Consider the following 20,352-nt stretch of genomic DNA (forward strand, 5'->3'; position numbering starts at 1 on the left):
GGCGACCGGTCCCGGCACACCCCGTGGCGTGCCGGGCCTGTCAGTCGTCAGCCAGGTTTGCGCGCGACCCACCGCGCGACGGAGAAGACCCCGGCGGCACGTGCGGCGTCGAGCACGCGCTTCCCGTCGTGGATCACGGAGTCGTTCTCGCCGGCCGTGTACTCACCCCAGCCCTGACCGTCGTCCGGCGGCGTGCTGCCCCAGCACTCGACGTCCGGGTAGAGGTCCTCCGCGGCCTCGATGATGAACCCGGAGGCCGACATCATCTCGCGGTACTCGTCCAGCGTGCCGAGCTCGGGAATGGAGATGACCTCCTGCACCGGCCCGATGAACGGCGCGATCTGCTCCTCGGTCCGGTACTCGCCGAACGGCCGCCGAATCCAGTCCACCCCGACCAGGCAAGCACCGGGCTTGAGGGCGCGGAACGCCGCGGCGAAGAAGGCGGCCTTCTCCGGCAGGTGACACACCGACTCGTAGAAGCTGACCATGTCGAGCGACCCGTCCGGCCACGCGATCAGCGACTTGTAGTCCTCGTCCCCCACAGTCAGAAACGCGGCCCGCTCACTCATCCCCTGCTCGGCCGCGTATGTGCGCGCTTGTGCCGAGAGCCACTCGTTGTTGGAGATGCCGACGACGTTCGCCCCGGAGATCTCGGCCATGTAGACCGCCGTGCCACCGACACCGCTGCCGAAGTCCAGCCCGGTCCCGCCAGGACGCAATCCCGCGGCGTCGACCTGCTTGCGCGCCAACGCCTTCGCCGCGTCCTCGGGCGACAGGCCGGCTCGTTCGGCCTCCAGGTCCCCGTGGTGCCAGAACTGCCCCATGAGCGCGTGGTAGGCGGGCCCTGCGTGGTCGTAGTACTCGCGGACCTGTTGCTCGACAGTGGTGTTCACCAAACCCGGCCTTTCGTGATCAGCCCGTCCGGACATGGATTCGCCGGTGCAGGGAGGCCCGCACCGGCGAATCCCAACGCTAGTGTCCGCTCGTCGGCGTTGTCCACGATCCCGGTCGACACCCGGAGCGGGCCGGATCGCCGCACCACAACCAGAAATGCGTCAGGGCCCTGCGGAAACTTCTCCACAGGGCCCTGAGTCAGTGCGCTCGGCAGGATTCGAACCTGCAACCTTCTGATCCGTAGTCAGATGCTCTATCCGTTGAGCTACGAGCGCGTGTATTCAATTATAACCGATCCCCTAGAGGCTCGGCCTTGCGGAGGCTCCGGGATTTGAACCCGGGATGGGGGGTTACCCCAAACCGCATTAGCAGTGCGGCGCCATAGACCAGACTAGGCGAAGCCTCCCGGGACCATCCTCGGCCACGGGACATAGGTTACACAGGTCGTCATCCGAGTTGCAAAACGCCCCCCTCCTTACTCAAAACCTGCTGGTCAGAGCATGTTCAGAGGGGTGGAGAGGGGCGTTAAACGCCTGGTCACCGCGGACGGAGTGACCTAGATCATTCCGCGGCGAGTTCCAGGAACGGTTGGAGGGACTCGGGATTGCGGAGTGCGCCTCGGCTGACGGCTCGGTCCGGGTCCATGCCGGCCAGGATCTTCTTGACCGGGACCTCGCACTTCTTGCCGTTCAGGGTCCTCGGGATCTCGGCGACGGCCACGAAACGGTTCGGGACGTGGCGGGGTGAGAGGGACGCTCGCAATTCTCGGCGCAGCAACGGTTCCACGTCGGCCAGCGGCACGCCGTCGAGGACCACGAAGCAGAGGAGTTCGCCTTCGGTGACGCCGCTGGTGTCGATGACCAGGGAGTCGACGATGCCGTCGATGGACTCGACCACGCGGTAGAACTCCGAGGTGCCCATGCGGACGCCGCCTCGGTTCAGGGTCGAGTCGGAGCGGCCGTAGATCACCGCCGAGCCTCGTGGGGTGATGCGGATCCAGTCGCCGTGGCGCCAGATTCCCGGGTATGTGTCGAAGTACGCGTCGCGCAGCTTCGAGCCGTCCTCGTCGCCCCAGAAGAAGACCGGCATGGACGGCATCGGCTTGGTGATCACCAGTTCGCCGACCTCGTTGTCCAGTGGGACGCCGGCGTCGTCGTAGGCGTGGACGGCGGCTCCCAGGGAGCGGCAGGAGAGTTCGCCCAGCCAGACCGGGCGGTCCGGGGAGGCGGCCACGAACGCGGTGCAGACGTCGGTGCCGCCGGAGACCGAGGCGATCTGGACGTCCTTGCCCACGGCGGAGGCGATCCAGCGGAAGCCTTCCGGGGTCAGAGGTGCGCCGGTCGAGCCGACTACGCGCAGGCCCGTCAGGTCGTAGCGGGACGACGGGTCGAGGCCTTCCTTCAGGCACGACTGGACGTACGGGGCCGAGGTGCCGAAGTAGGTGACCCGGTGTTGTTCGGCCAGGTGCCACAACGTGTTCAGCGACGGGAACGCCGGGCTGCCGTCGTACAGGACGATGGTGGTGCCGACCATGAGGGCGCCCACCAGGTAGTTCCACATCATCCAGCCCGTGGTGGTGAACCAGAAGAACCGGTCGCCGGGGCCGAGGTCGCTGTGCAGGCCGAGCATCTTGAGGTGTTCCAGGACGATGCCGCCGTGGCCCTGGACGATGCCCTTGGGCAGGCCCGTGGTGCCGGACGAGTAGAGCACCCAGAGCGGGTGGTCGAACGGCACCGGCGTGAACTCCAGCTCGGCGCCCTCGTGCGACGACACCAGCTCGGAGAACGACAACGTGTCCGGCAGCGAGGCGCCGTTGTCCAGGTAGTCGATCAGGACGGTGGCGCGCAGGCCGGGCAGTTGCGCGCGGATCTCCTCGACCACCGGGCGGCAGTCGAACGACCGTCCGTTGTAGACGTAGCCGGAGACGGCGACGAACACCGCCGGCTCGATCTGGGTGAAGCGGTCGGCGACGGCACGCGCGCCGAAGTCCGGGGAGCAGGACGACCACGTGGCGCCGAGCGAGGCGGCCGCCAGGAAGGCGATGAGGGCTTCTGGGGCGTTCGGGACGAGTGCGACCACCCGGTCGCCCTGGGAGACGCTCAGAGAGGCCAACGCGGCCCGGAAAGCGGCCACGCGGGAGCGAAGCACACGGAACGTCAAAGAAGAGGCGACGCCGTCTTCGCGATGGAAGATCACGGCCAGGTCGTCGTCGGCACCGCGGCGCAACGCGTGCTCGGCGTAGTTCAAAGTCGCGCCGGGGAACCACTCCGCGCCGGGCATCTCCGTGGACCCCAGCACGCGCGAAGGCTCGTCGTGGAACCGGACGTCGAAGTACGAAGCTATGGCGCCCCAGAATCCCTCGAGGTCGGAGACTGACCACTCCCACAGCGACTCGTAGTCGGGGAAGTCGTGTCCGCGGCCTTCGAGCCACGTCCGGAAAGCGGACATCCCGTTGTCCCTTGTGGGGTCCGGGCGCCACAGCAGTTCGACGTCGGTGTCGGTCATGCCCCATGTCTAACTGAGGCACAACCGAACGTCCATGTGTGATTGGCGGACTTGCGGTAGCCCGCTGGTGTGGAACTATCCCGCCGCGATCAGTTCGTCGACGGCGCTGGTCAGCCGGGAGGCGTCGGCGGGAGCCAGCACCAGCCAGCCGTCCTGCCTGCGCAGGAGGTAACGGCCCTCACGCGTGTCGAGCCACGAGACCGAACGGCCGGTCGGTCGGGGCACGCCGTCGCGGTTGCGAGCGGTCAGGCCCAGTTCGCCGCCGCCGATGCGGGACGTGACGATGCGCATCAGGTTGTGCGCCTCCGGCTCGCGGATGCCGACACCGCGCAGCACGTCCAGGAACGCCTGCTTGCCGTCCTGCTCACCCGCCTGACCTGCGCGGACGTAGTCGTCCCAGCGCACGTTCACCGCACGGCCGGAGCCCGGCGCGAGGCCTGGCAACGATGACACCGTGGCGGAGGCCAGCGACGTCGGGTGGAACGGGTACAGGTGCACCTCGCCGTTCACGCGGGCGGCGAAGGAGCCTCCCCAGCCCGCGCAGGCGATGCCGCGAGCCAGTTCGGTGCCCTTGAAGTACGCGATCTCCAACGCCCGGTCGAACTCGCCGAGACCGCTGACCAACGCGCGGAGATCGGGATCCGGACGCTGCACCGTGCCCAACCGACGAGCCTGCAACGTCTGCGAGCTCTCTTCGACGAGACGCTGCCGCGCCGCCCGAGTGGCCCCGAAGTGGGGCGTCCCGAGCGGCACGACGCGGTCCTCGCCGTGCACGGCTTGCCACAGCAGGAAGAACTCCTGCGAGCTCACCGTGAACTGGCGTTCTCTCACTGACCGATCACCGGCGGGGCCGCCTTGCGGTCCAGGCCGAAGACGTTGTCGTCCTCTTCCAGGTAGCTCGCCGTCTTGTGTTCCTTCGAGTCGTTCTGGCCGCCGGCCGCACCGGGGGCACCGGCCATCGGCGCGCCGCCCATCGCGAGCGGGTTCTGGAACGCCTTGGTCGTGTTGCCGGGCGCCGCCGAGGCAGCGGCCGCCGCACCACCGGCGCCACCACCACCGCGCGAGCCCTCGCTCACGCCGGCCGTGCCACCACCGGACGCGGCCGCGCCTCCAGCGCCACCGCCACCGGAGCCCTGGTTGCCAGAGTTGGAGCCGAACGGACGAGCCATTCCGCCGCCGAAGCCACCGAACCCGCCGGCGCCACCACGACCCGCACCACCGAACCCACCGGCGCCACCACCGCGAGAGGACGCGTTCGTGGTGCCGCGGTTCTGGTTCTGCGTGCCGGTCGCGACGGGACCACCGGCGCCACCAGCGCCACCGGCGTTGGTGCCGTCCGGCCCCGTGTGCGAGCGGTTGGTGAGATCCGTGCCGGTCGGCGTCGGGTTGATCGGGTTCACCGGAGGCGTGAACTGCGATGGCACGGTCTGGTCGACCGCCGCCGAGTTGCGCTGGAACGCCGCCATCACGTCCGCCGCGAGACGGTGCGAGGCGTCGTTGGCCGCGAGGGTCTCGACCGGGCTGGCGCCGACGGTGTCGAAGCCCGCGAACGCGCTGGGGTTCTTGGCGACCAGGGCCGGGTTCTGCAGGGCCGTCGCACCGAAACCGTCGACCTGGTCGACCATCACCAGCCGGTCCGACGAGTTCAGGATCGGCGTCGGCAGCTTGGTCTCCGCGGGCACCGGTGCCGCGGGCGCCTGGGGAGGCGGCGGCATCGCGGCACGCGCGGCCTCGACGTTGCTGGTCTCGGTCGTGATCGCGGCCGACACCTTCGTCGCGTAGTTCGCGGTGTCGTCGACCCAGTTGGTGACCTCGGTCAGGCCGTCCCGCGCGAGCCGCGCGGAGTCGCTGTCCCAGCCGACGGACGAGTCCTCGACGGCCTTGAGCAGGCTCGTCCGCACACCGGCGATGTCCTCGCCGATCTTCTGCCAGTTCGTGGCGGCGGCCTGCGCACCGGCGAGGTTCACGCCCGTGTGCACCATGTTGTAGAGCTGCTCGTGCGTGTACGTCATCCAGTCGACCGGCTCGTGCAGGTCGTTGCGGTCGTACTTGTCGTCGTCATCGTGGTGGTTCGACGACTTGTTGTCCTTGTCGCCGTTGCCCTTGTTGTCGTGCGATCCGTGACTCACCAGGACCCCCCGGCGTTCTTCATCGACTTCTCGGCTTCTTCGTCGGCATCGCGGATGGTGTCGCGGTTGCGGCTCAGGGCGTTGCTGATGTCGTCGAGGACCTTGAAGAGGTCCAGCAACGCCTTCGCGGCGCCTGAGTCCTCACCGACCGCCAGGTCGGAGAACCGCGCGCTGATCGCCTTCGCGACCGGGTTCTCCCCCAGTTGCAACGGTGTGGCGAGCTGATCGGTCGCGCGCTTCCACAGGTCCATCACCTGGTCCCGGGCCGCATCGACGGCCTTGATCAACGCGTCCGCCGCGTCGACGTCGAGCGTCAGCTTGCCGCTGTCCGCCGCCGCGTCGAGTTTGGCCGCGGCGTTGCTCGCCTCCGCCTTGTCCACCAGCAGACCTTGCTGGAGAACAGGTTTCGCCGCCGCCAGCTGTTCAGCCGTGATCGGCGCGGTGACCGACGTCGTGACGTCGGGTGTCACCGGCGGGGTGTCCGCGCCAGTCGTTCCGGTGGTCCCTGTCCCAGTTCCTTCAGCCATCCGTCATAACCCCCTGCACTGCATATAACTCGTCACCGCAGCACTGGGCGTTACTCACTGCTACACCCAGTCAGCCGTCCGAAGCACTCCTTAGATGTACCCGGACGACGGTTCGGTTCCAATCCGCCGTAAAGACCCTTACCTCATGTGAGCGTCGAACCAGTTCAACGCACGAACCCACGCTTCGTCACTGGAAACGTTGAAACGGACCAGATCTGACGCGGTTTCGGAGCTGATCACAGCATCGCGAAGCTTGCTCACTTCTTCCGAGTCCTCGTCGCTGAAAATTCCAAGCCACGGGCACGTGAGGTCGCCGGCCACGTCCACCAGCGCGGGAAGACCGTCGGAGAGCGGTTCGAGGATGCCGGGCGCCTGCACCGTGACCGCGGCGCCGATCGTGCGGCTCGCGGCTACCACCATGGCGACGGTGCCGCCGATGTCGAACCCGACGACGCCCATCCGGTCGGCGCTCACGCCCTGCTGGCCCAGCCAGACGAACGCGACGTCGGTGTCGGCGAGCAACCGGTCGCCGGAGAGCTTGCTGACCTGGTCCTTGATGTCGTCGCCGTGCACGCGGTCCTCGTTGTAGAGGTGCGGCGCGATCGCGAGCCAGCCCTCGTCGGCGAGGCTGCTGACGAGCGTGCGCACGCCCGCGGTGATGCCACGGGCCTCGTGCAGCACCACGAGTCCGCCCCGCACTGCGGAGTCGGGTTCGGCGATCGTCACCCGCAGCTCACGGCCGTCGGTGAGGGAAAGCGTCTCGATGCGGGTACTCGTCATCGCCCTACCCTTCCACGACGGGGTGAACTCCAGTCAACGTGACCAATCGGACGGAGCAATGCGAGGATCGGGGACATGACCGTGCGAACCCGTGCTGACCTGGCGTCCCTGCCGTCCTACGTGCCCGGCAAGAGCATCCCCGGCGCCATCAAGCTCGCGAGCAACGAGGTGTCCGCCGGACCGCTGCCGAGCGTCGTCAAAGCGATCTCCGAGGCGGCCTCCGGCATCAACAGGTACCCCGACTCGGGCGCCGTCGAACTCACCGGACGGCTGGCCGACAAACTCGGCGTCCCTGCCGACCACCTCGCGATCGGCTGCGGCTCGGTGACCCTGTGCCAGCAGCTCGTCCAGGCCACCTGCGCCGACGGCGACGAGGTGCTGTTCGCGTGGAGGTCGTTCGAGGCCTACCCGATCGTCACGCACGTGGCGGGCGCACAGCAGATCCGCGTGCCGTTGAACTCGGAGCACACGCACGACCTGGACGCGATGCTCGCGGCGATCACGCCGAAGACGCGGATGGTCTTCGTCTGCAACCCGAACAACCCGACCGGCACCGCGCTGCGCACCGAGGAGATCGAGGCGTTCATCGCGAAGGTGCCGCGCGACGTGCTCGTGGTGCTCGACGAGGCCTACAAGGAGTTCGTCGACGACGCGCACGTCCCGGACGGCGTCGAGCTCGCGAAGCAGCAGTGGGCCGCGGGCCACAACAACGTCGCGGTGCTGCGGACGTTCTCTAAGGCGTACGGCCTCGCCGGCCTGCGGATCGGCTACGCGGTCGCGCCGCCGGTCGTCGCCGACGTGCTGCGCAAGGTCTACGTGCCGTTCTCCGTGAACGCACTGGCGCAGGTGGCCGCGATGGCCTCGCTGGACGCCGAGGACGAGCTGATGGTCCGCTGCCGCGCGATCGTGGCGGAACGCGGCCGGGTGCGCGGCGAACTGCTCGCGATGGGCTACGACGTGCCGGAGACGCAGGCGAACTTCGTGTGGTTGCCGCTGGGCGAGCGCACGGCCGCGTTCAACGAGCACTGCCTGGCGCACAAGGTCGTCGTGCGCGCCTTCGTAGGCGAGGGTGCCCGCGTGACGATCGGCGAGCCGGACGAGAACGACGCCTTCCTGGCCGCCGCCCGCGCGTTCACTTCATGAGCAGCTGAACGATCGCCGCGACTCCCACCACCACGATGACGCCGCGCAACACGGCGGGTGGGAGTTTGCGGCCGATCTTGGCGCCGATCTGGCCGCCGACCACGGACCCGACGGCGAGCAGCAGCACGACCAGCCACGCCACGTCGGCGATGAAGATGAACATGACCCCGGCGACGAGGTTCACGAACGCGGTCAGCACGTTCTTCAGCGCGTTCATCCGCTGCAGGTGCTCGCTGACGAGCACGCCCATGATCCCCATGACCAGCACGCCCTGCGCGGCACCGAAGTAGCCGCCGTAGATGCCCGCGGCGAAGACGCCGAACCACAGCAGCAGACCGCCATCGTTGTCGTTGCGGCGGTGCGAGAGCTTGCGGTTGAGCCACGGCTGGATGACCACGAGCACCAGCGCGATCACGATCAGCACCGGCACGATCGCGGTGAACGCCTTGGCGGGCAACGTGACCAGCAGGATCGCCCCGACGATGCCACCGAGGATCGACGCGGGCAGCAACCGCTTGATGCGGTCCGCCTGCCCCTTGAGCTCCTCCCGGTAGCCCCACGCGCCGGACAACGAGCCGGGCACGAGGCCGAGGCTGTTGGACACGTTCGCGACCACAGGCGGATAACCGACGGCGAGCAACACGGGGAACGTCACGAGCGTGCCGCTGCCGACGACGGTGTTGATGCCGCCTGCGAACACACCCGCGATCACCACCGCGACTGCTTCCCAGACCGTCATGTCCACCCCCGTACCCACTGGTTAGCGACGCTAACACTCCACTCGGGACGACAGAGTGTGGCGCTAATGACAGCAGGCCCGGCACTCAGAGTGAGCGCCGGGCCTGCCCAGGAGATGTTCGGCTAGGCGGTCCTGCGCCTCATCGCCGCGCCCGTCATCACGAGCAACGCGCCGAAGAGCACGAGTCCGAGCACGCCCACGCCGGTGTTCGCCAGCGCGTCCGTGTTCCTGGTCGCCGGCGCCAGGATCGTGCCGTTGCTCCAGCCGCCACCGTTCCCGCCAGCGCCTCCGGGAGTGACGACCGTCGGGTCGGTGACCTCAGGGCCGCGCTCGATCCAGATGTACGACGGCCACTGGCGACCCCGGACGTTGCCGAAGGGCTCACCCTCGCCGAGGTCGATGACCTTCCACGGGCCCACCACCAGCGGGACGTACTCGCCGACCGGCAGGTCCGGGAAGGTCCAGGCACCCTGGGCGTCCGTGGTCGTGCTCACGACCGGCTTGCCGGTGTGCGGGTCGAGCAGCACGAGCTTGACGTTCGGCACCTTCTCGGGCGCCATCCAGTCGCCGGTGACCACGAAGCCGGTGAACGTCTCCGTCGCACCGGGCACCTTGCTCGTGGCGGACGCGTGCGGGTTGCCGCCGCCGTTCTCCGGCCCGAACGAGCAGCCGACCGTGACGTAGCCCCAGTCCGGCGACGACGCGGGCAAAGCGGTGCTGAAGTGGACGTCGAACGTCTGGCCCGCCGCGATCTGGACACCGGCGGCGCCCCTGCCCAGCTGACCCCACTCCGGAAGGTCGTTGCCGAGGTAGGGGCCGTAGCTGCCGCCCCCGCACTCCCCCTTGACCTGCAACGACTTCGTGGTGCCGTTCGTGATCGACACGGAGACGCCGACCGCGTCGCCTGCCTGGTACTCCGGCTTGTCGAACTTGATCGACGCCTTCAGCTCGTCCGACAGCGGCCGGACCAGCCGCACCCGTGCCGTGCCCTCGTCGCCGGGGTTCACCACGGCGAAGCGATCGGCCTCGGGGGTGTCCTGGAGCCAGCCGGAGTCGCGGTCGTACTGATCCGAGGCGGAGTACGTGCCCGCGGGCACGTCGGTGACGCGGATCCGGCCGGAAGCGTCGGTCGTCGCCTCCTTGTTCACGTGCGGCTTGCCGCCGCCGACCCGAACCTTGCGGTTCGCGAGCTCCTCGCCCGCGTCCGGCTGCCCGTTCAGGTTGCGGTCGCCGTACACGAGGACCGCCAAGGAACCGGTGCCCCAGCTGACGTCCGCCCGCGCCTCGGCCTTGTTGTTGTCGCGGTTCGGGTCTGCGGTCTGGGAGCCGACCTCGGCCACGTAGCTCACCTTGCGGAGCTTGTCGGCGTTGTCGCCCCCGTCCTTGAGCCGGCCGATGAACGTGGCCTGCTTGTTCTCGCCCGGGTAGAGCACGATCTCGGGGTCCAGGAACTTGCGGAGCTCCGTGTAGTCGAAGTAGGGCTCCTGCTCGTTGTAAGGCGTGCCGTTCCAGCGACCCCGCGCCGGCTCCGCGCCGGTGCCGATGTTCTCGACCTTGAGCGTCATGCGCACCATGTCGGAGAGGTCGTAGTTCGACTTGTCGAACGAGACCGAGACCTTCAGGTCCGGTGCGAAGACCGTCGGGTCGTTCACGACGGGACCGCTCACCACGTCGAGGTCGGCGACGACCTCCTGCTCGGCGATGACGTCGACGAGCCGGTGCGCGCTGCCGTCCTCGAGCTTCCAGCTGCCGACGACCTGGAAGGCGACCTTGCCCTGCCGCAGGTTCTGGATCCGCCACGAGCCGTTCCAGTCGGTCCACGACTGGCCGACGATCCTCTTGGTCGCGGGGTCGATCGCGACGATCTTGGTCGAGGCGATGCCGGAGCCGTCCACGCGGAGGTGGCCGGAAACCGTGCCGTAGATGCCGGCGACGTCCGCCCCGACCGTAAGGCCGGGGTTCGCGGAGCCGTAGCCGGCGCCAGGACCGTCGGCGTTGCGGCCGTCGACGCTGAACGCGCAGGCGAAGTAGACCTTGCCGTTCGGGAAGTCGACGTCGGGCACGGTGTCCGTGACCGTGAACGTCTTCGTCTCACCCGCGGCGATCGTGACGCCACCGCGGTCCGGGCGCAGGTCGCCCCAGCCGTCGCCGGTGCCGTCGAGGGTCGCCGGGTCGTTCTCCGGGTCGCAGACGGTGACGAGGTCGGTGATCGGCGCCGTGCCGTTGTTGCGCAGCGTGACGCTCACCGAGATCGGGTCGCCCTTGGCGTACCTCGGCTTGTCGAACGAGTGGCCGGAGATCCACAGCGAACGCGAGAGCGCCGGCACGGCCTGCAGCGCGACCTCGGTGGTCTCGCCCTGCTTGACGGTGATGAACTGGCCGGGCTTGACCGTCAGGGAGTTGGGGCTGCCGGGGCCGCTGCCGGTCCAGCGCACCTGGTAAGTGCCAGGCGGAACGTCACGCATCGTGAATTGGCCGCCGTTGTAGGTCTGGCCGGAATTCGGGAACGCGGGACCACCGCTCAGCTTCAGCGTCTGCCAGTCGATGCCCTCGCCAGGGCCAGCGACGCCGTTGCCGTCGCGGTCCTCGAACAGCACACCGCTGATCTGGCCGCCGTTGCTGACGATCTTCGTCTCGGCTCGCGACAGGTTGTCGTTCGGCGTCTTGTCGGTCGCGCCCTCGGCCCAGGTGCGAACGGTGAGCGCCACGTTCGGGACGCCCCACTGCGCCGTGGCACCGAGCTTGATCACCTTCTCCTCGCCGGGAGCCAGGCTCGGGCGGGAGATCAGGTCGTCGACGCCCGTGGTCAGGTTCATCGACAGGACCTCGCTGGCGAACCGGATCTGGTTCGCGGCCACGTCACCCTCGTTGCGAAGGGTCACCGTGACGCCCAGCGGCTCGCCCATGGCGTACTCGGCGCGGTCGAACTTCACGGAGATCTTGAGGTCCGGTGCGGCCTGCTGCGCCGCCTGCTTGGGCTCTTCCGCCTTCGCGGGCTCGTTGGGCGGCGTGACCGGCGTGCTCGGGACGGACGTGCTCGGGACGGGCGGGTTCTCCTGCGGAGGCGTCGAGGTCGACGGCGGAGCAGGGTCACCCGACGGCGGCGGGACCGATGGGTCGCTCGACGCGGGCGGCTCCGGCTCGTTCGACGGCGGCGGCGTGCTCGGTTCGGTCGTCTGCGTCGGCGCAACGGTCGACGTCGGTGTTTCCGGCTCCTGCGCCTGCGCACCGCCGGTGGCGGTGCCGAACGCGAGGACGGCAGCGGTGGTCAAGGCCCCGAATCTGAGCAGGGCACGGCTGACCGATCTCTCGGACACTAGGAATCCCCCATAGACCCCGTAGGAATGGTCTGCCTGAGCATCAAGCCCCCGCACGTGCCCGGCAGACTCGGGCAAAGTACCGGATCAAAGACATTTCAGGAAATGATTCCTGTCTCAGTCAGGTCCTCCGGCGACCGGCGACCCGAGCACCGATGCCGAACGCCACGAGGAGCGCGGCGAGCAGACCGAGTCCGAGCACGCTGGCGCCGGTCTTGGCGAGCGCGCCCTTCGTGCCACCGTTGGAGTGCTGCTGAGCGGGCGGTGGCGTGGCTTGCGGCGCGGGCACCACGAAGAAGTCGCGTTGCGTCAGTTCGCCGCCCCTGATGTCCGTCTGGCCCTCGTCGCCCTCGAACCTCCACGGTCCGTCGACCGACGCCCAGAACACACCGGGCGGCAGCTCGTCGAAGCGCATCACCCCGTCCGCGTCCGAGACCGCCTCCGCGAGCTGGAAGCCGTACTCCTGGTCGGTCATCAGCAGGACGCGGGCGCCGGTGACGGCCTCTCCGGGGTCCACGACGCGGTTGTTGTTGCGGTCGTGCGCGAGCCTGCCCTTCAACGAACCGGTCCCGCTCTGGACAGCGGCCCAGTCGAAGGCGAAGGGCACGTCGTTGTTCTCGGTGGGGTCCGGCCCGAAGCGACAGGCCAGCGCCGCCATCTGCCAGATGGCGGCGCCCGCGGGCACCGCTTCCTCGACAACGACCGTCTTCGTCCCGCCGGCGGCGAGCGTGACACCGGGACTGTCCTCGCGGAGGTCTCCCCATCCCGGCGGCATGAGGTTGTCGAAGTTGCCGCCGAAGTGGTGCACGTCGCCGTTGAAGTTGCACATGGCCTTGATGCCGCGGATCTCGCGGCCGGTGGTGCTGGCGAACCTGATGGTGATCTTGGCGGTCTCCCCCAGCACGTAGGAGGTCTTGTCCAGCTCGGCGGTCGCCGTGAACAGTTCGGTGTACGGGCGCTCCGCCCGGACGGTCAGGTCGAGCGGCTTGCCCGGTTCGACCCGCACGTTCGGGTCTTGGCTCTCGGCGTGCACGATCCACCCGCCGGCCAGCCGGAAGCTGATGATGTAGTCACCGGACGGGATGCCCTTCGCCGAAAACCTGCCCTCGGAGTCCGTTACGACTTCACGGGAGTCGTGCGGAGCGCCGCCGCTGAGCGAGACCACGGCGTCAGGGGCCGCCTCGCCCTCGTCGATCCGCCCGTTGCCGTTCTTGTCGGTGTAGACGACGCCACCGAGATCGCCCTTGGTCTGCACGACCTCGGCCGTGGCCCGGAAGCCGGAGAGGTTCCGCATGCCGAGGTGGGCGACGGCCCCCACCACCGCGAGCTCGCCGTCGGCGATGACGCTGATCCGGCCCGAGGCGCTGAGGGTGCGGGACTCGCCGGCGGGAATCCGCCCGCCGGCGAAGTACGGCCTGAACTCTCCCCACTGCTCGGCGGGCAGCGACAGTCCGTCGAGCCATTCGACCCAGACCTGTTCGGCTGTCTGACCACCGATGTTCGTGATGGTCAGCTCCAGGTGAACCGTCTCGTGCGACTCGTAGCGAGGTTTGTCCAGCTTGACCTCGACCCGCAGTTCCGCAGGAATCGCGGACTTCAGGAACCGGACCCCACCGCCGCCCTTCCCGGTGATGACCACCTGCTCCTGTCCCGCGTCGGCGAACGTCCACGGCCCGTGGATGACGGCCCGGTACTCACCGATCGGCAGGCCGGCGAACTCGATCCGGCCGTCCGCGCCGCTGACGGACTCGGTGGCGAACTTCCCGGTCCGGCCGTCCAGCAAACTGACCTGGAGGCCCTCGACCGCCTCGTCCCCCTCGATGCGCGAGTCGGCGTTCCTGTCCTCGCCGAACACCATGACGTACGCGCCCGCACCGCCGCTCGCCCGCGCCTGGACGCTGATCATCGGACCGTCGGTGTTCCAGCCGGCGTTGGGAGCGAATCGGCAGACGAGACCCACCGCGCCCAGCAGGCTGGCCGCTTCGGGGATCTCCTCGTCGATCGTCATCGTGAACCTCTGCCCGGCGTCGAGCGTGAGGCCGTTCGCCAGGAGCGCGTCCCAGCCCTTGCCGCGGCCGAGTGCCTCCGGCCTGCTCCGGCTCTCGCACTGCGGCTTGATTCCGTAGATCTTGCGGTTGCCGACGTTGTGGAAGTTCAGCGTGATCCTCGCGGTCGCCGGAAGGCGGTAGTTGTCGCGGTCGAACGTCGCGCTGACCTGGATCTGCTCGCTGTACGGCCGCTCCGCACGCGCCGTGATCAGGGTCGTCTCGTTCGCCCTGACGTCGATCAGGTCACCGCCGGGGTCGACGTGGTGAACCACCCAGCCGTCGTCCAGCAAGTAGGTCGGCGCGTACGTGCCGGGCGCGAGGTCGCGGAAGACGAACTTCCCGTCCGCGTCGATGGCCGTGGTGCGCTTGGCTATTTCGCCTGGGCCCAGGAGCTCCACGAAGCCGCCCGAGACCGCCTCGCCGGGGTCCTGCACTCCGTTGCCGTTCTTGTCGGCGTACAGCACGCCGGAGACGCTGTCCCGCTGAGGAGCCTGGGCCAGCGGCGGTGGCGGCGGGGGCTCCGAGGACGACGGTGCGGATGTCCCGGTGGGCGCGGGCGGTGTGCTCGCGGGCTCGGACTGCGCGAAGGCGGTGCTGCTGAAAGCCAGTGCCACAACGGTGGTGAGAACACCGATCTTGAGCACGGCACGGCTGGCAGATCTATCGGACAACGGTTCCCCCCGAGTCCCAGTGACGTGCGGAAAGTACCGCAGGAACAGGAGTGCCGAAAGGGTCGGAGGCAGGCCGGAAATGCGTTCAAGATTTTCTTCGGCCAGGGCAACCAATGGCGCGCGGGAAGCGTGAGCATCGCGGGGACTCGTCTGCGCTCACGGCGGTGGCATGCTGGTGTTCGTGACGCCGGAGGACCTCGCGCACCTGCGCCGGGCGCGTGACCTGATGGACCGCGAGTACGCGCGTCCGTTGGACGTGCCCGCGATGGCCCGTGCCGCGCTGATGTCGCCGTCGCACTTCGCCCGCCAGTTCCGCGCGGCCTACGGCGAGACGCCGTACGGGTACCTGATGACGCGGCGGATCGAACGGGCCAAGGCGTTGCTGCGGCTCGGAACGTTGTCGGTGACGGAGGTCTGCGTCGAGGTCGGGTGCACGTCGCTCGGCTCGTTCTCCGCGCGGTTCACCGAACTGGTCGGGGAAACGCCGTCGGCCTACCGGGCACGTGCCCACGATTCGCTGGCCGCGGTTCCCGGATGTCATTTGATGGGGCTGACGAGACCGAGCAGATTTGGAGAAGCGACGCGTTCGCGGCGTGCCTAGGGTTTCGCCCATGAAGCTCTCGCACACGTTCCTCTTCGTCCACGACCAGGACGCCGCGCTGAAGTTCTACCGCGACGTCATCGGGCTCGAAGTGCGCACCGACGAGTCCATCGAGGACTACCGCTGGCTCACCGTCGGGCCCGCCGCCCAGCCCGACGTCGAGATCGGTCTCTCGCACATCGGTCCACCCGTCCCGCCGACCGACCACGAGGCGCTGCACGCGTTGCTGGCCAAGGGATCGCTGCACGGCGTCATCTTCGTGGTCAACGACGTGGACGCGAAGTTCGAACAGGTCCGCGCGGCGGGCGCCGAGGTGCTGCAGGAACCGGTCGACCAGTTCTACGGCGTTCGCGACTGCGCGTTCCGCGACCCGTCGGGCAACATGATCCGCTTCTCGTCGCCGCGTTCGGCCCAGCCGTAAAAGCACTTCCGATCTACGTGCTGGACGTGCTTCAGTAGTGCCTTCAGACGTTCTCGAAGACAAGGTCGATGCCATGGGCAGCCCCGGACACACCGGGTGCCTTCGCAGTACCCGGTGACTCTCGCGTTCTGTTTCTCGCGATCACCAGGAGCACTACCTTGACGTGGTACACCTCGTTCTTCACCGATCTCGCCAACACCTTCTGGCGTGGCGCCGTCCCGGCTTCCGTCACCTCGGCAGAGATCGACTTCATCACCGGTTTCAGCGCGGGACCGCGGGTGCTGGACGCACCGTGCGGCAGCGGCAGGCACAGCATCGAACTGGCCCGCCGCGGCTACACGACCACCGGCATCGACATCTCCGCCGAGGCCATCTCCCACGCCCGTGCGCTGGCACCCGAGCTCGACTGGCGGCAGGGCGACCTGGCGGAACTGGGCTCGTTCGGCGTGACCGCCGATCTGGCCCTGTGCCTGGGCAACAGCTTCGGTTACCTGTCGCACGCCGGTTCGCAGCGGTTCCTGGCAGACCTGGCCGCCGCGGCACCGGTTCTCGTCATCGACTACGGCTGCACGGCCGAGTCGATACTGCCTTCGCTGCCGGGCGAGCTGCGCATGTCGTTCGGTGGCGTGGACTGCGTCGCCGTGAACCAGTACGACGTCGCTTCAGGGCGGCTGCTGATCGACTTCACGTTCACCGACGGGGAGCGGACGCAGCGGTCGATCTGCGAACAGCACGTCTACACGGCCGCTGAGCTGACCCGGATGCTGAACGCCGCCGGGTTCTCGTCGGTCGAGCTGTTCGGCGACGTCGACGGAAGGGCTTTCCGCGTGGGCGACCACCGGTTGCTGGCCGTGGCGCGCCGCTGATCGACTGTCTCACTTGGCCCGGGTGGTAGCGCTCTCATGACCACCCGGGCCAAGGTCGATCACATGCGTGCCAACATCGCGGTAGCTGCCCTCGCCTCGTCCATGGTGCTGCTCGGCTCCACAGCGAGCGCCGCCACCGATCCCGCCCGCGACCTGTCCGCCCGAGTCAGCGCGGATGGCGCGCACCGCCACCTGATCGCGTTCCAGCGCATCGCCGACACCCACGGCGGCAACCGCGCCGCGATGACCAGCGGTTACTCGGCCAGCGTCGACTACGTGGCCGGACGGCTGCGCGCCGCCGGGTTCGACGTGACCACGCCGGAGTTCGAGATCAAGCGGAAGGTCGACGACGCGGGCCGGGCGTCGGTGGGAACGGCGTCGCACGAGCTCGTGCCGTTCGGCGACACCCCGAACACCCCGGACGGCGGCCTCACCGCGCCGCTGCGGACGGTGCCGGAGGACGGCACGCCGGGGTGCGAGGCCAGCGACTTCGCGGGTCAGGACTTCCAGGGCGCCGTCGCCCTGATCCGGCGCGGCACCTGCACGTTCGTCAGCAAGTACGCCAACGCCGTCAACGCGGGCGCCGCCGCCGTGATCATCTCCAACAACGTCGACGGCCACCTCGACCTGCGCATCCCCGGCGCGATCCCGGGCGGCAGCGCCTCGAAGGCCGACGGCACCGCGCTCGCCGCCCTGGCAGGACAGACCGTCACCCTCGACCTGCGCCACCACGACGAGGTCCACCTCGACCGCAACGTCGTCGCGCAGACGCGCACGGGGCGCACCGACAACGTCGTCGTGGCCGGCGCGCACCTCGACAGCGTCGACGCCGGTCCCGGCATGAACGACAACGGCTCGGGATCCGCCGCGCTGCTCGAGGTCGCGCTGAAGATGGGTGCCCGGCCCAAGCTGCCCAACGCGGTCCGCTTCACCTGGTGGGGCGCGGAGGAGGCCGGCCTGATCGGCTCGCGCGCCTACGCCTCGGCGCTGTCGTTCGAGCAGCAGCTCGACATCGCGCTGTACCTGAACTTCGACATGGTCGGCTCACCCAACCCCGGCTACTACGTCTACAACGACCCCGGCCTGCCGTACGGGTCGAAGCACGTCGAGCAGGCGTTCAGCGACTTCTACACGGCGCGCAACCTCGGTCCTGAGGGCCTGAACGTGCGCGGCGCGAGCGACTACGGCTCGTTCACCGCGCTCGGCATCCCGGCCGGCGGCATCATCTCCGGCGGCGGCGAGGTCAAGACCGCGGCGCAGGCCGCGAAGTGGGGCGGCACGGCGGGAGTGGAGATGGACCCCTGCTACCACCGCGCCTGCGACAACCTCGGCAACATCAACCGCGAGGCGCTGGGCCGCAACGTCTCCGCCGCGGCCCACGTCATCGCCTCCTACGCCGTCACCACCGAAGGAGTGAACGGCGTCCCGTCCCGCCAGGAACGGGCCTCGCTGCGTTAGCCCAGGTTGTTCGTGTCGAACGTGTTGCAGCGGGCGGGGTCGCCCGTCTCCAGCCCGGTCGTGAACCACTTCTGCCGCTGCGCAGAGCTGCCGTGGCTGAACTTGGTCGTGTCGACCCGCCCGCCACCGAGGTTGCTCTGGATGAAGTCGTCACCGATGCGGGCGGCCGCGTCCAGGGCGGCGTTCACGTCCTCCTGGGTGATGTTCGAGATGAGGGGCTGGCCGTTGGCCGACGGAATCGTCGTCGCGGCCTTGCCCCAGGCGCCCGCGTAGCAGTCGGCCTGCAGTTCGAGGCGCACCGAACCCGAGGTGGGACCGGTCTCCCGGCCGACCCGGTCCGAGGTGCCGAGCAGGTTCTGCACGTGGTGGCCGTACTCGTGGGCGAGCACGTAGGCCTCGACGAACGGTCCGCCGGTCGCGCCGAACTTGGTCCGCAGCTCGTTGAAGAAGTCCAGGTCGATGTACACCTGGGAGTCCGCGGGGCAGTAGAACGGACCGACCGCGGAGGTGGCGTTGCCGCAGCGGGTGTTCACGCTGTTGCGGAAGAAGTTGGTCTTCGTGACCTGATAGGTGTTGCCCGAGCGGGCGAACTGGTCGGTCCAGAAGCCCTGGATCGAGTTGATCGTGGCGACGACCCGGCAGTCGCTGTCGCGGTTCGCGTCAGCGCCGGTCTTGCACTTCTCGAGCAGCTGACCGGACTCGACCTGGGTGTTGTTGCCCATGCCCTCGAGCCCGCCCGCCGGCAGCTGGATGCCGGTGAACTGCTGGATCAGGAAGTAGATGATGAGGCCGACCACGCCGAGACCACCGCCGACGCCGGCGACTCGGCCGCCGACACCTCGTTGGTCGGACACCTGCGAGAGGTCGAGTTCCGCGCCTTCGTTGAACTGCACCGCGTGCCTCCATGCCAAGGACCCGTAGGCGGCACACGATAAAGCACAAAAGACGCCCAGGTGCGGGACCCGACGTCGGGGCACCGCACCTGGGCTTTCCCATTTGGAAGTGACGACTACGGCCCACGAAGGTTGGCGTGGCGCTCAGCCGGTGACGCCATGAGACGACACCGATGCCGAGCTCAACAGCGTCGAAGTGCGCCGAGCGACGCCTGATGGCGCCTGGGCACCCGAAACCTCGTGTCCATCGCTACACAGTCGCGACCGGACCGGTCACGTCCAGTCCGTTCGCGGGGATGCGACAGACCGCGTTTCGCCACAGCGAGGAGATACCTGCACAGCACCACCTACCCCTTCTGGGCGTGGCCTCCGGGTGGTCTAGTTCATTCACCTACCGGTTGCCAGCTCGTTATCGACTATGCGCTTGATCGCCGCATTTCTCAACACCTCACGCAAAACCTGAATTGGTGAAGTCGGACGGGTGACCTGCGGAGATCGACACTGCAGACAGCAATCGCCCGGCGAGAGAATCTCTCGCCGGGCGATTGGGAAAACGATCAGATATTGATCAGGATCAGGCCTTGGTGATTCGACGCGCACCGCGGCGAGCCATCACGCCGGCGGTCATCAGGCCGAGTCCGACCAGCAGGAACTCGAGCGGGTCGGCGCCCGTCCTCGACAGGTTCGGGATGACCGCCGAGGCGTGCTGCGAGGCCTTGTCGCCGGTCCGCGGGGTGCCGGCGCCGGAGTCGTCGCCCGTGTTGCCGCTGCCGGAGTTGTTGTTGCCGTTGCCGTTGTTGCCGCCGTTGTTGTTGCCGCCACCGGGGTTGCCGTTGCCCGGGTTCTCGTTGCCGGGGTTCTCGGGGTTCTCACCCGGCTGCTCGGGGTTCTCGCCCGGCTGCTCCGGCTGCTCGGGCTGCTCCGGCTGCTCGGGGGTCTCCGTCTTGCCGCAGTCGCCGCTCGCGGTGCCGAGCACGGCCGCGCTGGTGCCGCAGACCGTCACCGGGGCCTCGACGGTGCCGTTGGGCTCCTGGGGCTTGGTCTCGCCGCAGCTGCCGGTACCGCCGCCGGCGACGCCGACCGAGTTGCCGCACACCGTGACGGGCGCGGAGACGAGGGCCTTGTCGGCCTGCGTGCGCGCGGCGGGCTTCTCCTCGCAGGTGGCGTCGCTGTTGCCCAGGACGTTGATCGCGTTGCCGCAGACCTTGACCGGGACGCTGACGAGGTTGCCGACGCGGACCTCGTCGTCGATGTTGAGCGGCACGGGGATGGCCTGGGCCCATCCGGCGGACGCGACCATCAGGCCGCCGGTGAGCAGAGCCGCGGACATGGTGCGGTTGAGGTTCTTGCGCATGACTGT

16 protein-coding genes and 2 tRNA genes are annotated in these 20,352 nt (G+C 68.7%); 5 read left to right on the forward strand and 13 right to left on the reverse strand.

The features are described from left to right. Positions 1–47 precede the first annotated feature (47 nt). From ACIQF0_RS17800 to ACIQF0_RS17835, 8 genes are all read right to left on the reverse strand, one after another. On the reverse strand, positions 48–893 hold the full coding sequence (locus tag ACIQF0_RS17800) for an SAM-dependent methyltransferase (protein ID WP_401030607.1): 846 nt from the start codon (positions 891–893) through the stop codon (positions 48–50). Positions 894–1,096: 203 nt separating this feature from the next. Further along, positions 1,097–1,169: transfer RNA gene (locus ACIQF0_RS17805), tRNA-Arg, on the reverse strand. Between the two features lie 41 nt (positions 1,170–1,210). Further along, positions 1,211–1,300 (reverse strand) — tRNA-Ser (locus ACIQF0_RS17810). Between the two features lie 155 nt (positions 1,301–1,455). Next, entirely contained in the window at positions 1,456–3,399 is a 1,944-nt protein-coding gene (locus ACIQF0_RS17815) for an acetoacetate--CoA ligase (protein ID WP_401030609.1), read from the reverse strand. A 75-nt stretch (positions 3,400–3,474) separates the two neighbouring features. Beyond that, on the reverse strand, positions 3,475–4,230 hold the full coding sequence (locus ACIQF0_RS17820; RefSeq protein ID WP_360047952.1) for an ESX secretion-associated protein EspG: 756 nt from the start codon (positions 4,228–4,230) through the stop codon (positions 3,475–3,477). Continuing rightward, positions 4,227–5,528, reverse strand: a complete 1,302-nt coding sequence (locus tag ACIQF0_RS17825; RefSeq protein ID WP_401030611.1) for a PPE domain-containing protein — start codon at positions 5,526–5,528, stop codon at positions 4,227–4,229. Before ACIQF0_RS17825 ends, ACIQF0_RS17820 begins: the two co-directional genes overlap by 4 nt. Further along, the gene (locus ACIQF0_RS17830; protein WP_360047955.1) at positions 5,525–5,998 is read right to left on the reverse strand and encodes a hypothetical protein; all 474 of its coding nucleotides are present in this window, start codon (positions 5,996–5,998) and stop codon (positions 5,525–5,527) included. The genes ACIQF0_RS17825 and ACIQF0_RS17830 overlap by 4 nt, the downstream gene beginning before the upstream one ends. 195 nt (positions 5,999–6,193) lie before the next feature. After that, positions 6,194–6,835, reverse strand: coding sequence for a dienelactone hydrolase family protein (locus ACIQF0_RS17835; protein WP_360047956.1), 642 nt, complete (start codon positions 6,833–6,835; stop codon positions 6,194–6,196). 75 nt (positions 6,836–6,910) lie between these two features. Here ACIQF0_RS17835 and hisC point away from each other — a divergent pair, with 75 nt between their 5' ends. Then, positions 6,911–7,978: a histidinol-phosphate transaminase gene (gene hisC / locus ACIQF0_RS17840; RefSeq protein ID WP_401030614.1), complete on the forward strand. Its 1,068-nt coding sequence runs from the start codon at positions 6,911–6,913 to the stop codon at positions 7,976–7,978. Here hisC and ACIQF0_RS17845 read toward each other — a convergent pair. The 3 genes from ACIQF0_RS17845 to ACIQF0_RS17855 all read right to left on the reverse strand — a co-directional run bounded on the left by ACIQF0_RS17845 (position 7,968) and on the right by ACIQF0_RS17855 (position 14,753). Beyond that, positions 7,968–8,717 (reverse strand): sulfite exporter TauE/SafE family protein, encoded by a 750-nt coding sequence (locus ACIQF0_RS17845; RefSeq protein ID WP_401030616.1) that lies wholly within the window; start codon positions 8,715–8,717, stop codon positions 7,968–7,970. The genes hisC and ACIQF0_RS17845 overlap by 11 nt on opposite strands. Before the next feature lie 122 nt (positions 8,718–8,839). Continuing rightward, positions 8,840–11,989, reverse strand: a complete 3,150-nt coding sequence (locus tag ACIQF0_RS17850) for a carboxypeptidase-like regulatory domain-containing protein (RefSeq protein ID WP_401030618.1) — start codon at positions 11,987–11,989, stop codon at positions 8,840–8,842. A gap of 166 nt (positions 11,990–12,155) precedes the next feature. Further along, positions 12,156–14,753 (reverse strand): SdrD B-like domain-containing protein, encoded by a 2,598-nt coding sequence (locus ACIQF0_RS17855; protein WP_401030620.1) that lies wholly within the window; start codon positions 14,751–14,753, stop codon positions 12,156–12,158. A gap of 169 nt (positions 14,754–14,922) precedes the next feature. Between ACIQF0_RS17855 and ACIQF0_RS17860 the strand changes: the two genes are divergently transcribed. The 4 genes from ACIQF0_RS17860 (at position 14,923) to ACIQF0_RS17875 (ending at position 18,099) form a co-directional block, all read left to right on the forward strand. Further along, positions 14,923–15,354: a helix-turn-helix transcriptional regulator gene (locus ACIQF0_RS17860; protein WP_360047963.1), complete on the forward strand. Its 432-nt coding sequence runs from the start codon at positions 14,923–14,925 to the stop codon at positions 15,352–15,354. A gap of 10 nt (positions 15,355–15,364) precedes the next feature. Beyond that, positions 15,365–15,775, forward strand: a complete 411-nt coding sequence (locus ACIQF0_RS17865; RefSeq protein ID WP_401030621.1) for a VOC family protein — start codon at positions 15,365–15,367, stop codon at positions 15,773–15,775. A gap of 158 nt (positions 15,776–15,933) precedes the next feature. After that, positions 15,934–16,641 (forward strand): class I SAM-dependent methyltransferase, encoded by a 708-nt coding sequence (locus tag ACIQF0_RS17870; protein WP_401030623.1) that lies wholly within the window; start codon positions 15,934–15,936, stop codon positions 16,639–16,641. Positions 16,642–16,704: 63 nt separating this feature from the next. Continuing rightward, positions 16,705–18,099, forward strand: a complete 1,395-nt coding sequence (locus ACIQF0_RS17875) for a M28 family peptidase (RefSeq protein WP_401030625.1) — start codon at positions 16,705–16,707, stop codon at positions 18,097–18,099. Here the strand turns inward: ACIQF0_RS17875 and ACIQF0_RS17880 are convergent. Together ACIQF0_RS17880 and ACIQF0_RS17885 are read right to left on the reverse strand one after the other, a co-directional pair. Then, a complete protein-coding gene (locus ACIQF0_RS17880; protein WP_360047970.1) occupies positions 18,096–18,992 on the reverse strand; it encodes a neutral zinc metallopeptidase in 897 nt (298 codons plus the stop codon). The genes ACIQF0_RS17875 and ACIQF0_RS17880 overlap by 4 nt on opposite strands. Before the next feature lie 574 nt (positions 18,993–19,566). Beyond that, positions 19,567–20,346, reverse strand: a complete 780-nt coding sequence (locus ACIQF0_RS17885) for a hypothetical protein (RefSeq protein WP_401030628.1) — start codon at positions 20,344–20,346, stop codon at positions 19,567–19,569. Positions 20,347–20,352: the final 6 nt, after the last annotated feature.

Source organism: Lentzea sp. NPDC092896, assembly GCF_044754905.1.
Taxonomy (GTDB): domain Bacteria; phylum Actinomycetota; class Actinomycetes; order Mycobacteriales; family Pseudonocardiaceae; genus Lentzea.